Source organism: Paeniglutamicibacter sp. MACA_103 (assembly GCF_045798555.1).
Taxonomy (GTDB): Bacteria; Actinomycetota; Actinomycetes; order Actinomycetales; family Micrococcaceae; genus Paeniglutamicibacter.
The window spans coordinates 1-12,982 of record NZ_JBIXLN010000012.1; the positions used below are offsets into that span (position 1 = coordinate 1).

Sequence of the window (12,982 nt, forward strand, 5' to 3'; positions counted from 1 at the left end):
CGGGGCGGCCCTGGTGAAACTAGCTGCTGATGTCGGACTTCGTGATGCGGCCGCCCGGGCCGCGGGAGTCGTCCCCGGCCTCCTTGAGCTTGGCGCGGATCTCCTTGGGCAGCGAGAAGAGGATGTCTTCCTGGGCCGTGGTGACCTCCTCGACGCTGGCGTAGCCGTACTCGGCGAGCAGTGCCAGGACGTCGCGCACCAGGACCTCGGGCACCGAGGCGCCGGAGGTCACCCCGACGGTGGCCACGCCCTCGAACCAGGTCTCGTCGACCTCCGAGGCGTAGTCCACTCGGTAGGCGGCCTTCGCGCCGTATTCCAGGGCCACCTCGACCAGGCGCACCGAGTTCGAGGAGTTCGAGGAGCCGACCACGATGACCAGCTCGCTCTGCGGGGCCACGGCCTTGATCGCGGCCTGGCGGTTGGTCGTCGCGTAGCAGATGTCGTCGCTCGGCGGATCCTGCAGCTTCGGGAAGCGGGCGCGCAGGCGGCGCACCGTCTCCATGGTCTCGTCGACGCTCAGGGTGGTCTGCGAGAGCCAGATGAGCTTGTCGGGGTTCTTGACCTCGATGGTGTCTGCCTCGTCGGGGTTGTTCACGATCTGGGTGTGCTCCGGCGCCTCGCCGTAGGTGCCCTCGACCTCTTCGTGGCCTTCGTGCCCGATCAGCAGGATCTCGTAGTCGTCCTTGGCGAAGCGCACCGCTTCCTTGTGCACCTTGGTCACCAGCGGGCAGGTCGCATCGATGGTGCGCAGGTTCCGGTCCTCGGCGGACTGCACGACGGCCGGGGAAACGCCGTGGGCGGAGAAGACGACCAGCGCGCCCTCGGGCACCTCTTCGGTTTCCTCCACGAAGATCGCGCCGCGCGCCTCAAGGGTGGAGACCACGTGCAGGTTGTGCACGATCTGCTTGCGCACGTAGACCGGTGCGCCGTAGTGCTCCAACGCCTTTTCCACCGCGATGACTGCTCGGTCGACGCCTGCGCAGTATCCGCGCGGGGCGGCCAGCAGGACATTGCGCTCGCCCTCGATGGGCGCCGCGGCGGCGATTTCAGCCGGTGTGCGACGGGTGCGCGGGATCTTGGGCATCGGAAGGGAGACCTGAACGGTGGAACTGGTAGCCATGGGTCCAAGTCTACTGGGGCGCGCAAAATCGGGGGTGGGGATTCCGCCACCGGCCTAGCGGCGTCGTCGGCCGGTCCGCTGCCCAAGGACCGCGTGCAACAGCGAGGCGATGGCGGCGATGTTGCGCAGGGGTGTTGGGATTCTCACGTTGCTCCTGTCGGTTCGGCGCCGGGCCGCGGTGCGTCTGCGCCCGGCGGAAGCGTTTTGTCCCCCGTTGCTGGTATCAATGGGTGTTGGTGTAGTTTCGAATCCCGGCACCAAGGAAGGCGCGCACCCACGTGGATCAAGCACAAGAAGCACAAGGTTCGCTGCCGCGCACCGCCGCGGCCACCACCCCGCAAAACCCCTGGCCGCTGCGGGTGTTGAGCGAAAAATTGAAGCAGCACATCGAGAACTCCCCCGAATCCTGGGTGGAGGGCCAGCTGCTGGAGGCGAATGTCCGCAACGGCCACGCCTACCTGACGCTGCGCGACGTGGATGTCGACTACTCGTTCTCGGTGACGGTGTGGGCCTCGGTGATGCGCTCGCTGGACACGCCCCCGGAGGTCGGCTCCCGCGTGGTGGCACGGGTCAAGCCCAGCTTCTACGCCAAGACCGGCAGGCTGTCCCTCAACGCCTCCGACCTGCGCCCCGTGGGGCTCGGCGACCTGCTGGCCCGCCTGGAACGCCTGCGCCGCTCGCTCTTTGACGAAGGCCTCTTCGACCCTGCGCGGAAGCAGCGGCTGCCGCTGCTGCCGGGCCGCATCGGGCTGATCACCGGGCGCGACTCGGACGCGGAGAAGGACGTCGTCCGCAACGCCACGCTGCGCTGGCCGGCGGTGGCCTTCGACATCCGCAACACTGCGGTCCAGGGAGTCAACGCCGTCGGCGAGGTCATGGCCGCGCTGCGCGAGCTCGACGCGAACCCGGACGTCGAGGTGATCATCATCGCCCGCGGCGGCGGCGCGCTGGAGGACCTGCTGCCGTTCAGCTCCGAGGACCTGGTGCGCGCGGTCGCGGCCTGCAGCACCCCGGTGATCTCCGCCATCGGGCACGAGGCGGACCGGCCGATCCTCGACGACGTGGCCGATGTCCGCGCCTCGACCCCCACCGACGCGGCAAAGCGGGTGGTGCCGGACCTGGCCGAGGAGCTGGCCAACCTGGCCCAGGCCCGGAACCGGCTGGACCGGGCGGTGCGGGGGAACGTGGAACGCGAGACCCAGCGCATCTCCGCGCTGCGGGCCCGCCCCGTGCTGGCCAACCCCGGCTCGATGGTGCAGGTGCGCCGGGAGGACGTCGTCCGGCTGGCCCGACGCAGTACCCTGGCCATGCGCACCTCGCTGGCCCGCGGCCACGACTCGATCGCGCACCTGCGCGCCCAGGTCCGCGCCCTGTCCCCGCAGCAGACCCTGGACCGCGGCTACGCGGTCGTCCAGCTGGACTCCGGGGACATCGTCCGCTCCGCCGCCGACGCCCCCGAGGGCAGCAGGATCCAGGTGCGCCTGGCCCGCGGCCGCCTCGCCGCCACCGTCACCCACAGCCACACCCCGGAAGAAGGAAACACCCCATGAACCCCGAAGCAGCAAATTCCGACATCGCCGCGCTGAGCTACGAACAGGCCCGCGAGGAACTGGTGGCCGTGGTCGCCCAGCTCGAGGCCGGGGCCGCGACCCTCGAGCAGTCCCTGGCCCTGTGGGAGCGCGGCGAGGCGCTGGCCGCCCGCTGCGAGGCCTGGCTGCAGGGCGCCACCTCGCGCCTGGATGCCGCACGCGGACCCGAGTCCGAATAGTCCCGCACCGCACGCCCGGCTCCAGGCTCCCGGCACCCGGGCACCGGGCACCCGGGCGCAGCGGGCTAGGACGCGGCCAGGCGCCTCTTTTGTTCGGCCACGTCGAAGTCGGCGGCCGGCCACTGTGGGTCGATGGCCTTCAGCGCCTCGGCAAGCAAGGTCGCCACGGCCAACCGGGCGTACCATTTCCGGTCCGCGGGAACCACGAACCACGGCGCGTCGGGCATGTGGGTGCGCCGGATCGCGGTTTCGTAGGCGTCCATGTAGTCCGCCCACACCTCGCGCTCATCGATGTCGGCGGGGTTGAACTTCCAGTGCTTGTCCTCGCGTTCCAGCCGCTCGGCCAGGCGCGCGCGCTGCTCGTCCTTGGAGATGTGCAGCATGACCTTGATGACGGTGGTGTCCTTGTCCGCCAGCTGCGCCTCGAAATCGTTGATGGCGCCGTAGCGGCGCTCGATCTCCTCGGCCGGCGACAGCCCCCTGACCTTGTGGATCAACACGTCCTCGTAGTGCGAGCGGTCGAAGACGCCGATGAAGCCGGGCCCGGGAAGCTGCTTGTTGATGCGCCAGAGGAAGTCGCGCTTGGCCTCCGCGGCCGTGGGTGCCTTGAAGGCGTGGAGCTTGACTCCCTGCGGGTCGACGGCGCCGATGACATGGCGCACGATGCCGCCCTTGCCCGCGGTGTCCATCGCCTGAAGGATCAACAGGACCTTCTGCGGGGCGCCCGCACGCGAGGCGGCAAACAGGCGCTCCTGCAACTCGCCAAGTTCGCGGCCCACCGCGACCAGGTCCCGGGCTCCGCTGGCCTTGTCCCCCGTGTAGCCGGGGGTCGAGGACGGGTCGATAGCACCCAGCTCGAAGTCCGCGGAGGCCGCAAGCGCGGACCGCGCGGCATCGGCAAAGGAAACGGGGCGTGACTTGGATTTCTGCTTCTTGCTCATGGTTCCAACCTTCAGGCTCGGGGTTCGTGGAAATCAGCGTACGGCATGGGCATTAACAATCGGCGCGCTGCCCCGCCGGCGGAGCGCCAGGCGTTGACCTGCCCGAACCCATCTTCGTTGTGCCCGTAGCGCGCGTTGCGTGCCCCTTGCGGTCCCCCGCCGCCTGCGCACCGGTCCCACGGCCCCGGGCGCCGGCCGGGATGGGCGCGCCTCGGTGCGGGCACGCAAAAGGGCGCGCCCATCCCGGCTCCCTGGGCAGCCCAGGGGGTTGGGGACGAACGCGCCCGATGTCCCGTGCGGTGGCATGGGACCGCCGGATGCCGTTAGACGGCGATCTTGCCCTCGCGCAGGTCCTCGAGGAACTCGGCGATGCGGCCGATCGCGTCCTGCAGGTCGCGCACCGCCGGCAGGGTGACCAGCCGGAAGTGGTCCGGGGCGACCCAGTTGAAGGCGGTGCCCTGGGTGACGAGCATCTTCTGCTGCTTGAGCAGTTCCAGGGCAAAGTCCTCGTCGTTGTGGATCGGGTACATCTCACGGTCCAGCTTCGGGAACAGGTACATGGCGCCCTTGGCCTGCTGCACCGAGACCCCCGGGATCTCGTTGAGCATCTTGTAGGCGATGTCGCGCTGTTCCTTCAGCCGGCCGCCGGGCAGGATCAGGTCGTTGATCGACTGGTAGCCGCCCAGCGCGGTCTGGATGGCGTGCTGGCCCGGCACGTTGGCGCACAGGCGCATGTTGGTCAGCAGGTTGATGCCCTCGATGTAGTCGCTGGCCAGGTGCTTGGGTCCGGAGATGGCCATCCAGCCGGCTCGGAAGCCGCAGACCCGGTAGGCCTTGGAGAGCCCGGAGAAGGTCAGCACCAGCACGTCGTCGGCCAGCGAGGCGGTGTTGATGTGGGTGGCGTCGTCGTACAGGATCTTCTCGTAGATCTCGTCGGAGAACACGATCAGCTTGTGCTTGCGGGCCAGCTCCAGGATGCCCTCGAGCGTGGCCTTCGGGTACACCGCGCCGGTGGGGTTGTTGGGGTTGATCAGCACGATGCCCTTGGTGCGCGGGGTGATCTTCGCGGCCATGTCCTCGAGGTCCGGCAGCCAGCCCTCCTCCTCGGTGTTGAGGTAGTGCACCGGGGTGCCGCCGGCCAGCGAGACCGAGGCGGTCCACAGCGGGTAGTCCGGGGCCGGGATCAGCACCTCGTCGCCGTTGTTCAGCAGCGCGTTCAGGGACAGGGTGATCAGCTCGGAAACCCCGTTGCCTAGGTACACGTCGTCCACGCCGATGGTCTGGATGCCGCGGGTCTGGTAGTACTGCGAGACCGCGGTGCGGGCCGAGAAGATGCCGCGCGAGTCCGAGTAGCCCTGCGCGTTGGGCAGGTTGCGCATCATGTCCACGAGGATCGCGTCCGGGGCCTCGAAGCCGAAGGGCGCGGGGTTGCCGATGTTCAGCTTGAGGATCCGCTGGCCCTCCGCCTCCATCCGCTGGGCGTGTTCCAGCAGGGGCCCGCGAATGTCGTACAGGACGTTGTGGAGTTTCGTGGACTGCTTGAATTCTGGCATGCTCTTACTTTCTCATTTTGGGCCGCGTGCGCGCTGGCACTGTGAGCAAGGCAACTCGGGCGGCGCCCCGAGTGTGAAGCCCTGGCGTCATCATGGCACGGCGACCAGTGACTTGTCGGCCAGCCAGTCCGCGGCGGCCTTCTTCGGGTCCAGCGCGTCGCGGCCGGAAACCATGCGGTTAAGCTCCAGCAGGTCCTCCTGCTTGAGCGCGGCGCTGAGCTTGTTGACGGCCTTGATCGCGTCCTGGCCCACCCCGTCGGTGGTGATCAGCGGGGTCAGCGCCTGCGGGGCGAAGAGCGCGCCGGCGTCTTGCAGCACCATCAGGGCGTTGTCCGGGATCCCGGCGTTCTCCAGGGTGGTTGCCTGCACCTGGACCGCGTCGCTGATCACCGGCAGGACACCGCGCACCTGCTCGTCGGTGAGCTCGGCGACGGACTTCGGGGTGCAGTCGGCCTTGGCCGACAGCTCCGGCACGAGCGAGGCCTTGGCCGCACGGGAGATCCCGAATTCCAGCCGCGGGCACAGCGCACCGAGCTGGTCGATGCCCGTGAGCTTTTCGCGCGCGCTGGTGGCGGCGGTGACGACCAGGGTTCCGGTGCGCTCCGCCTCGGCGGTGTCCAGCACGGCGAAGCCCGTGGGGGTCAGCTCGTGCAATTGCTTGGTCGTGGCCGCGGCCTGCGATGCCCCGGCACCGGAGGCCGTCGGCGTGCTTGCCGATTCACCCGCCGCGCCCTGCGCGCCGGGCAGCTTGCCCAGCGCGGCGAGCAGTTCGCTGGAACCGGCCACGGCGACGTCCGCCCGGCCCGCCAGGACCTCCGCGATCGGATCGGCGGCGGGCGGGGCCAGGCGCGCGGCGACCCCGGCGTCGGCCAGGACGTCCCGGTAGGCGTGGCCGAGGGCCTGGGAGGTGGCATCGGGCCGCTGCACGAGCACCAATTCGCGTTCGGTCTGCGCCTGCGAGGTGTGCACGTCGGTGCCCGAGGTGCACCCCGCCAGGGCCAGCAGCAGGGCGCCGAGCCCCAGGAGGCGAAGCCCGCGCAATCCCCGGGGCCGGGTGTTTTCCGTCATTTGGTGCTTTCCTGGTGGAGGTTTTCCCGGTACAGCTTGATGGCCGCATCCACGCGCTCGACGCGGTTCAGCGCGGCAACCTCTTCCAGCGGGAACCAGGCCGCCTGGCTGGTGGTGCCGCCGGCCTCGTGGCGCAGCGCCCCGCCGGTGACGGTGGCGGCATAGAGCACGGCCACCGTCTGCATGGGGTATTCGGTGCCGCTGTAGCGCTTGTGCGCCGGGATCAGCCCCGAGTCCACGGAGAGCAGCGAATCGATCCGCACCCGGTACCCGGTTTCCTCCTCGACCTCGCGCACCGCGCCGGCATCGATGGCCTCGCCGAGTTCCACGCCCCCGCCGGGCAGGGTCCAGCGCGGCACAAATCCGGCATCGCGCTCGCGCATGTCCCACAGGGCCAGCAGGATTTCTCCGTCGCGGATCACCACGCAATAGGCGGCAAGCCGGGTGTCGAAGCCGCGGTGTGCCTGGGGTTCGGGGGTAGTCATGGAACCATTTTAGGGTGTGCGGGGTCGTTCCCCGGGCTCCAAATCTCCCGAAGCGGGCGCAACTGTGATGGAATATCAGCATGGCACCTTCAGCTTTTCCGCAACAACCGGTTGAACTTGACGCCGTTGACCGTCGAATTATTCAGGAATTGGTCGATGACGCACGCATAAGCAACGCGCTGCTGGCGCAGCGCACCGGCATCGCCCCGTCCACGGCGCTGCTGCGCACCCGCGCCCTGGTGGAACGCGGGGTGCTCACCGGCTACCACGCGGAGGTCAGCCTTCCGGCGGTCGGGCGCAGCGTGCAGGCGCTGATTTCGGTGAAGCTGCGGGTGCATGACCGCGTGCAGATCGATCGCTTCACGCAGAAGATGCCCCGGTTGCCCGAGGTGCTCTCGATGTTCCATGTTTCCGGCGCCACCGACTACCTGCTTCACATCGCGGTGAGTTCCACCGAGGCGCTGCGCGACTGGGTGCTCGACAACCTGGCCACCGACGAGTCCGTGGGCCACACCGAAACGACGCTGGTCTTCGGCCACCACAAGGGCCTGGGCGGGCCGATCCCCGAAGACCCGGAGAACTAGCCGCGCAGTTCCGGCCGGGCGGGTGGCGTTGCGGGGGGCTCCGGATCAGGCGAACGCGTCGGCGCGCCGCACCAAATCCCGCACGGCCAGCAACCGGGCCTCGGCCACCTGCTCCCAGGTGTCGTTCCCGAGGCCGCGGGACCCGGCAATCAGCGTCAGCGCAACCGCGGCTGACCTCGCCCACAGGGCACGCGGGTCGACGGTGCGTTCAAAGACCCGTGCGAAGCGCTCCAGGGCCGCCCCGGCACCCTGGTTCTTCTCGCCCAGCGACGGCAGGATCGCCAGGTGCCCCAGCAGGCAGGCGAGGTCATCGACCCGGTACCCCGGCCCCAGCGAGTCCAGGTCGAGCAGGGCGCTGATCTTCCCGGAGCTCAGCAGGATGTTCGCGTCGTAGAAGTCCCCGTGGGCCGGCACTTGCTCCCCGCGGTCGGAGGCGGAAAGGTGCGCCGTGATCCGCTGCACCAGCGCCGCCAGTTCCTCGGCGCGCCGCGGCAGGGCCAACGTGGCAGCCTGCAGGTAGCGCTGGATCGAATCGCTCCAGGCGCGCCTGGCATCCAGCTGCATCACGCCCGGGGGCAGCGCATCGAGCAGGGCGATGAAATCCTTCGGGTCCAGGTCGGCTCCCGCGTGCGGGCGGAGAGCCGCGCCCAGGGATTCGCCGCGCCCGGCCTCCAGCGCCAGGATCCCGTCGCTGCGCGGGGCTAGCGTGGCGGGGACCGGGATCCGGGTCCCGTCCAGCAGCCGGTGGCGCAGGCGCAGGCCGGCGATCGCGTCGGGGCGTCCCACCTTCAGGAAGATCGTGCGTTGGAGCTGCAGCGGACCGCGCGTGGTGAAGGTTGCCCGCAGCACCGCGCGGCGCAGCGGCCGGTAGGCGATGGTCTTCAGCGCGGTGAGCCGCTCGCCCTCGCCCCAGGTTTCCTGCACGTAGGCCCGGTCCGCGGCCAGGGCCAGGTCGGGCAGCAGCGGGTCGCGCGGGTGGATCCAGCCGCTGACGGTGGTTCCCGGTTCCCCGGTGCCCGTGCCGACCGATGTGGCGGCGACGCCCGGGATGGTGATTTTTTCGGTGGTCGCGCCCAGCTCGTTGAACCCGGTGCCCGCGGGCATGCGGTACATGGCACTGATACCGGCTCCGGGCCGGTGCTGGATGCGCAGCCGATTCGCGTCGTAGTCCCAGCTCCCCGCCGGGACGCTGCCGCCGAGTCGGCGCACCAGGTCCGGGATCGCGGCCGCCAGCGCGGCAAGCTGCGCCGCATCGGCGGGACCCGGTGCGCTGGCGGTCATCGGATGGGAAGGTTTCGCCGGTTAGGCGCGGCGGCGCTGCATGACGTCGTCGAGATTGATGCGGTCGCCGGCGGCCTCGGCGCGCGGTGGTCGGGCGACGGGTGCCTCCGCCGTTGCGGGCTTCAGCACCGGTGCACTCTTCCCGGCGACGGGAGCCGGGGCGATGGACGGTGCCTCGGCGGCCGGGGCGAGCGGGATCGCCGGCAGGGCGGAGATGTCCTGCGCCGCGCCGGTGCCTTCGGCGCCTGCGGCCTCGGCCAGGCGGGCGGCGGCTTCCTGCGAACGCAGCGACGCACCGGTCGAAGCCTTCAGTTCGGCGCTGGCCTGTAGCGGTGCCGGGGCCGGGCGCTGTGCGGCATTGGCCACGACGTACTGCGGCAGCGGGACCTGCGTGGGTTCCCATCCTTCGGGGCGCTGCACCGCCGCTCCCTTGTGGGCGATGCGCAGTGCCTCGGCGCGCAGCTCCTGGACGGTCAGGCGCGGGGCACGCTTGTTGGAGTCCGGCTGGGCGTCAAAGACCACGGCGGTCTTCCGGACCGGCTCGGGGCTCGGGGTGCGACCGGTTTCCATGGCCAGGGTCCGCGTCGTTTCCAGCCGCTTGAGCAGCTTGCTGCGCCGATCGCGCACGGCCAGGCCGCGCAGGGTGGAGAAGCTTGCAATGGCCAGAGCCAGGGCCACCAACGGCACCCAGCCGGAGAACACGCCCGCCAGGGCGAGCACGCCGCCGATGGGCAGGGCCAGCACGGCGAGGCAACCGAGCAGGGCAACGGCCAGGCGGTCGTAAAAAATGCGCAAGGGTGGCTGCCCCGTCGAGCTGGACTCGACTGAAGCGTTGGATGCTACCGGTGCCATGTTGCTCCTCCGTCGGCTGGCGACTGACTTCTCCTGCGGATCCGCCCGGCCCTGCACTGAAATGGCCGATTTACTCCGTCGTGGCGTTTCCATTGCCGTGCAGCTCCCCCCGGCGCAGGTTCGCCGCCGGAATTTGTTGCCAATGTGAAACGTCCACGTCAACCACATTAAGCATGCATGTGCGCACGATGCCGCATTCAACCCGGTGTGTCCGGCAATACTCTGGGCAAATTTGCGATATTGCCGATTTTCGCCCTGGTGTTTCGCGCTATTGCGTCCTGGCCAGCCAGCGGTTGAGCATCCCCTCGGGGACCTCGGCGGCCGTCAGCGCGAAGCTGCGGTGGTCGGCCCACTGCCCGTTGATGTGCAGGTAGTCCTTGCGCAGCCCCTCGTCGCGGAAGCCGAGCTTTTCGACAACGCGCAGGCTGGCGTCGTTTTCCGGGCGGATGTTGATCTCGATCCGGTGCAGCCCCATCGACTTGAAGCAGTGGTCCACCGCCATGGCGACGGCCTCCGGCGCGATCCCGGTCCCGGCGTGGCCCATATCGACCCAGTACCCGATCGAACCACTGCGTGCGGCTCCCCACACGATGGAGGAGACGGTCAGCTGGCCGACGATCGGGGCGCGCTTGGAGTGCAGCGAGGGCAGCGTGATGGCCCAGGGCAGGCACTGCCCCAGCCGCGCCGTGCGGTTCTGGACCGAGACCATTTGCCCGAAGTCCGCCGGGTACCCGGTGCCCTCGGGCAGGGTCGCGTCCCAGGGGGCGAGCCACTGGTCGTTGGTGCGGCGCAGATTCATCCATTCCGCCTTGTCACGGCGGCGCAGGGGGCGCAGCAGCAGCCGCGGCCCGTGCACGCTGACTGGCCAATGGCGGTCAAATTCGGACATGTAACCAATCCTATCGATTCCACGGGTTCCCGACTGCCGCTGTCCTGCCGCCGCGGTGGCGCCTCGGTGCCGGCAGACCCCGCAGGCCGCGTCGGCGCTGCCGGGCACCGCACCCACATGGTGTCTAGACTGTGGAGCGTGAGCGAGATGAACATCAAGGACGATGCACGGAACCAGTTGCGCGCGCGCCGCCGTGCCATGGGACCGGCCCTGCGCGAGTCGGAAATGGCGATGCTGGCCGGACACCTGCTGCCGTGGCTGGGGCAAAACGCGCCGCGACGGACCCTGACCTGCTTCCTGTCCTACGGCACCGAGCCGCCCACCGGCCCGCTGCTGGCCGAACTGCACGCCGCCGGCTACACGATCTACGTCCCGATCTGCGAACCAGAGCGGCGCCTGTCCTGGACCCGGTGGTTCCCCGGCGTGGCGATGGCCCGCAGCGCCGTCGGGCCGATCGACGAACCGGTGGGCGAGCGCTTTGGCCCCGAGCTGATGGCCGAGATCGATGTCATCCTGGTGCCGGCCCAGGCAGTGGATGAAAACGGGGATCGGCTGGGGCAGGGAGGCGGCTACTACGACCGCTTCATCCAGTCCCTGACGGACCCGGCGCTGCGTCCGAAGCTGCTCAGCATCGCCTTCGAGCACGAGTTCGTGCCGGCCGGCCACTTCCCCGTCGAACCCTTCGACCAGCGCGTCGAGGCGGTCGCGCTTCCCTCCGGGGTGCGTAACCTCACCATGTAGCCGCGGGAGCGTACGTTAGAATTGGTGTAAGCGGATGCCTCTGGCGCCCGCAATCCCCTCTTCAACCATCGCTTGTCCGGGTGATCCGCCGCGCCGCTTGGTGCTCCGGCCCGCGGCCAGGCACGCAATGCCCGCGCGAAAGGATCAATATGCCTACCTATGTTTATGCCTGCAAGGACTGTGGCCATGCCATGGAGGTTGTCCAGTCCTTCAGCGACGAGGCACTGACGATCTGCCCCGAGTGCCAGGGTGCGCTGCGCAAGAAGTTCAACAGCGTCGGCGTGGTGTTCAAGGGCTCCGGGTTCTACCGCAACGACTCGCGTTCGACCACGAGCTCCAGCACCCCGGCCGCCAGCAGCAAGGTTTCCGCTTCGGCGTCGACCTCCGCGTAGCGACTGCCCCCGGGCGGTTCGGGCAGTGCACTTCCTCGCACAGGCCCCGCAGGGGCATTCCGTATGACCGTCTCGTCATGGGCTCCATCCGTTTGGGTGGGGCCCATGAGTTGCTTAAGGCATGACTCTTTTCCGCCGTACCGATGTTCCGCGCCCGGCCTTCTCCGCCCGGGGTCCCCGCCGTTCTGGCAGGGAGCTGTTTGCCAAGTACCGCCGGCACCTGGCCGCGGCGCTCGCGATGCTCTCGCTGGCCTTGTCCCTGGCGTTCCTCGCCCCCGCGACCGAAGAGCGCATCGACGTGCTGGTGGCCGGCCGGGACCTGCCCGTCGGTTCCCTGCTGCGGCCGGAGGACCTGCGCAGCCAGGCGGTTCCACGCTCGCTGGTGCCCGAGGGCACGTACGGGAACCAGCCGCCGGCCGCCGGCTCGAGGCTGGCGATTCCCGTCTTGGCCGGGACCCCGGTGTTTCCCACGATGGTCATCGGCCCCGGCCTGTTGGCGGGCCTGGAGCCGGGCTCCGTTGCGGTGCCGCTGCGCCTGGACGACGAGCAGACCGCATCGCTGGTGCGCGCCGGGCAGCGCGTCGATGTGGTGCTGACCGAGGGCAACGGGTTTGAAACCAAGCTGGATTCGCGGGTGTTGGCCCGTGCGGTGCCGATCCTGTGGACCGCGGCCCAGGACCAGCCCGACGGGCAGGGACCGTGGAGTGTTTCGACCGGGTCCGGGCAGGGCGGCTTGATCGTCGTGGGGGCCGGGGCGGGCAGTGCCGAGCAGCTCTCGACCGCGACGCAGCGGGGCAAGGTGTCCGTGGTGCTCGTCAACCCGTAGGTGCGTGCGGCGCGCCCGCGTCCTGCTGCAGGCCGCCGGAAAGCGGTGGTCCGGGGCGGATGGCCGCGTGCCTGTGGATGGCGGCCGGATGGCTGCCGGAAAGCGGTGGGAGGCTCAGTCCCAGTGCGGCGGCCGTTGGGACTTCAGCCAGTCGCCCAGGTCGTCCTCGGCGTCGCCCCAGCGGCGGGGGTCGTCCTCGGCGGCCTGCTGGTCGAGGACCGGCTTGGCCTTCCGGTCGTTGGGCGCCTTCCGCTCGTGGGCGGTGCGGGGCTTGTCGTCGGATTCCCCCGGTGCCGCAGCGGTGCCGGGCACCGCAGTGCCGGGTGCCGCATCGGCATCCGTGGACGGGCCCGGCGCGGTCCTGCCGGCGCCGTGGGGCAGCTCGAAGACACCGACCAGCGTCGAATCGCTGACCTGTTGCGGTGGTGCGGTGAAGCGCCGCGGCTTCCTTCGCCGCGGTGCCTCGGGTTCACCTGACATGG

At 69.7% G+C, this 12,982-nt stretch carries 15 protein-coding genes; 6 read left to right on the forward strand and 9 right to left on the reverse strand.

What is annotated here, in order from left to right:
- Positions 1-19: 19 nt before the first annotated feature.
- Entirely contained in the window at positions 20-1,120 is a 1,101-nt protein-coding gene (locus ACIPVK_RS07495; protein WP_407611339.1) for a 4-hydroxy-3-methylbut-2-enyl diphosphate reductase, read from the reverse strand.
- A 278-nt stretch (positions 1,121-1,398) separates the two neighbouring features.
- Between ACIPVK_RS07495 and xseA the strand changes: the two genes are divergently transcribed.
- Positions 1,399-2,670 (forward strand): exodeoxyribonuclease VII large subunit, encoded by a 1,272-nt coding sequence (xseA, locus tag ACIPVK_RS07500; RefSeq protein WP_407611340.1) that lies wholly within the window; start codon positions 1,399-1,401, stop codon positions 2,668-2,670.
- Positions 2,667-2,888 (forward strand): exodeoxyribonuclease VII small subunit, encoded by a 222-nt coding sequence (locus ACIPVK_RS07505; RefSeq protein WP_407611341.1) that lies wholly within the window; start codon positions 2,667-2,669, stop codon positions 2,886-2,888. The genes xseA and ACIPVK_RS07505 overlap by 4 nt, the downstream gene beginning before the upstream one ends.
- Positions 2,889-2,953: 65 nt before the next feature.
- On the opposite strand, the gene ACIPVK_RS07510 is transcribed toward ACIPVK_RS07505, so the two are convergent.
- From ACIPVK_RS07510 to ACIPVK_RS07525, 4 genes are all read right to left on the reverse strand, one after another.
- Complete coding sequence (locus tag ACIPVK_RS07510) at positions 2,954-3,829, reverse strand: PPK2 family polyphosphate kinase (protein ID WP_407611342.1); 876 nt, start codon at positions 3,827-3,829, stop codon at positions 2,954-2,956.
- 323 nt (positions 3,830-4,152) lie between these two features.
- On the reverse strand, positions 4,153-5,382 hold the full coding sequence (locus ACIPVK_RS07515) for a pyridoxal phosphate-dependent aminotransferase (protein ID WP_407611343.1): 1,230 nt from the start codon (positions 5,380-5,382) through the stop codon (positions 4,153-4,155).
- Between the two features lie 90 nt (positions 5,383-5,472).
- A complete protein-coding gene (locus ACIPVK_RS07520; RefSeq protein ID WP_407611344.1) occupies positions 5,473-6,450 on the reverse strand; it encodes a glycine betaine ABC transporter substrate-binding protein in 978 nt (325 codons plus the stop codon).
- Positions 6,447-6,935: an NUDIX hydrolase gene (locus ACIPVK_RS07525; RefSeq protein WP_407611345.1), complete on the reverse strand. Its 489-nt coding sequence runs from the start codon at positions 6,933-6,935 to the stop codon at positions 6,447-6,449. The genes ACIPVK_RS07520 and ACIPVK_RS07525 overlap by 4 nt, the downstream gene beginning before the upstream one ends.
- Before the next feature lie 80 nt (positions 6,936-7,015).
- Here ACIPVK_RS07525 and ACIPVK_RS07530 point away from each other — a divergent pair, with 80 nt between their 5' ends.
- Entirely contained in the window at positions 7,016-7,519 is a 504-nt protein-coding gene (locus ACIPVK_RS07530) for an Lrp/AsnC family transcriptional regulator (protein WP_407611346.1), read from the forward strand.
- Positions 7,520-7,564: 45 nt separating this feature from the next.
- Here the strand turns inward: ACIPVK_RS07530 and ACIPVK_RS07535 are convergent, their stop codons facing one another.
- From ACIPVK_RS07535 to ACIPVK_RS07545, 3 genes are all read right to left on the reverse strand, one after another.
- The gene (locus ACIPVK_RS07535; protein WP_407611347.1) at positions 7,565-8,800 is read right to left on the reverse strand and encodes a phosphotransferase; all 1,236 of its coding nucleotides are present in this window, start codon (positions 8,798-8,800) and stop codon (positions 7,565-7,567) included.
- Between the two features lie 21 nt (positions 8,801-8,821).
- Positions 8,822-9,652 (reverse strand): hypothetical protein, encoded by an 831-nt coding sequence (locus ACIPVK_RS07540; RefSeq protein WP_407611348.1) that lies wholly within the window; start codon positions 9,650-9,652, stop codon positions 8,822-8,824.
- Positions 9,653-9,920: 268 nt separating this feature from the next.
- Positions 9,921-10,541 (reverse strand): GNAT family N-acetyltransferase, encoded by a 621-nt coding sequence (locus tag ACIPVK_RS07545; protein ID WP_407611349.1) that lies wholly within the window; start codon positions 10,539-10,541, stop codon positions 9,921-9,923.
- 147 nt (positions 10,542-10,688) lie between these two features.
- Here ACIPVK_RS07545 and ACIPVK_RS07550 point away from each other — a divergent pair, with 147 nt between their 5' ends.
- The 3 genes from ACIPVK_RS07550 (at position 10,689) to cpaB (ending at position 12,500) form a co-directional block, all read left to right on the forward strand.
- Complete coding sequence (locus tag ACIPVK_RS07550; protein WP_407611433.1) at positions 10,689-11,282, forward strand: 5-formyltetrahydrofolate cyclo-ligase; 594 nt, start codon at positions 10,689-10,691, stop codon at positions 11,280-11,282.
- Positions 11,283-11,431: 149 nt separating this feature from the next.
- Entirely contained in the window at positions 11,432-11,674 is a 243-nt protein-coding gene (locus ACIPVK_RS07555) for an FmdB family zinc ribbon protein (RefSeq protein WP_407611350.1), read from the forward strand.
- A gap of 121 nt (positions 11,675-11,795) precedes the next feature.
- Positions 11,796-12,500 (forward strand): Flp pilus assembly protein CpaB, encoded by a 705-nt coding sequence (gene cpaB, locus ACIPVK_RS07560; protein ID WP_407611351.1) that lies wholly within the window; start codon positions 11,796-11,798, stop codon positions 12,498-12,500.
- Positions 12,501-12,614: 114 nt separating this feature from the next.
- Here cpaB and ACIPVK_RS07565 read toward each other — a convergent pair whose 3' ends face one another.
- Complete coding sequence (locus ACIPVK_RS07565) at positions 12,615-12,980, reverse strand: hypothetical protein (RefSeq protein ID WP_407611352.1); 366 nt, start codon at positions 12,978-12,980, stop codon at positions 12,615-12,617.
- Positions 12,981-12,982 lie beyond the last annotated feature (2 nt).

Excerpts from the sequence above, each read along its gene's own strand:
- ACIPVK_RS07495 (WP_407611339.1), bottom strand. The coding sequence starts at position 1,120 with ATGGCTACCAGTTCCACCGTTCAGGTCTCCCTTCCGATGCCCAAGATC.
- ACIPVK_RS07505 (WP_407611341.1), top strand. The coding sequence starts at position 2,667 with ATGAACCCCGAAGCAGCAAATTCCGACATCGCCGCGCTGAGCTACGAA.
- ACIPVK_RS07510 (WP_407611342.1), bottom strand. The coding sequence starts at position 3,829 with ATGAGCAAGAAGCAGAAATCCAAGTCACGCCCCGTTTCCTTTGCCGAT.
- ACIPVK_RS07515 (WP_407611343.1), bottom strand. The coding sequence starts at position 5,382 with ATGCCAGAATTCAAGCAGTCCACGAAACTCCACAACGTCCTGTACGAC.
- ACIPVK_RS07520 (WP_407611344.1), bottom strand. The coding sequence starts at position 6,450 with ATGACGGAAAACACCCGGCCCCGGGGATTGCGCGGGCTTCGCCTCCTG.
- ACIPVK_RS07525 (WP_407611345.1), bottom strand. The coding sequence starts at position 6,935 with ATGACTACCCCCGAACCCCAGGCACACCGCGGCTTCGACACCCGGCTT.
- ACIPVK_RS07530 (WP_407611346.1), top strand. The coding sequence starts at position 7,016 with ATGGCACCTTCAGCTTTTCCGCAACAACCGGTTGAACTTGACGCCGTT.
- ACIPVK_RS07535 (WP_407611347.1), bottom strand. The coding sequence starts at position 8,800 with ATGACCGCCAGCGCACCGGGTCCCGCCGATGCGGCGCAGCTTGCCGCG.
- ACIPVK_RS07540 (WP_407611348.1), bottom strand. The coding sequence starts at position 9,652 with ATGGCACCGGTAGCATCCAACGCTTCAGTCGAGTCCAGCTCGACGGGG.
- ACIPVK_RS07545 (WP_407611349.1), bottom strand. The coding sequence starts at position 10,541 with ATGTCCGAATTTGACCGCCATTGGCCAGTCAGCGTGCACGGGCCGCGG.
- ACIPVK_RS07550 (WP_407611433.1), top strand. The coding sequence starts at position 10,689 with ATGAACATCAAGGACGATGCACGGAACCAGTTGCGCGCGCGCCGCCGT.
- ACIPVK_RS07555 (WP_407611350.1), top strand. The coding sequence starts at position 11,432 with ATGCCTACCTATGTTTATGCCTGCAAGGACTGTGGCCATGCCATGGAG.
- cpaB (WP_407611351.1), top strand. The coding sequence starts at position 11,796 with ATGACTCTTTTCCGCCGTACCGATGTTCCGCGCCCGGCCTTCTCCGCC.
- ACIPVK_RS07565 (WP_407611352.1), bottom strand. The coding sequence starts at position 12,980 with ATGTCAGGTGAACCCGAGGCACCGCGGCGAAGGAAGCCGCGGCGCTTC.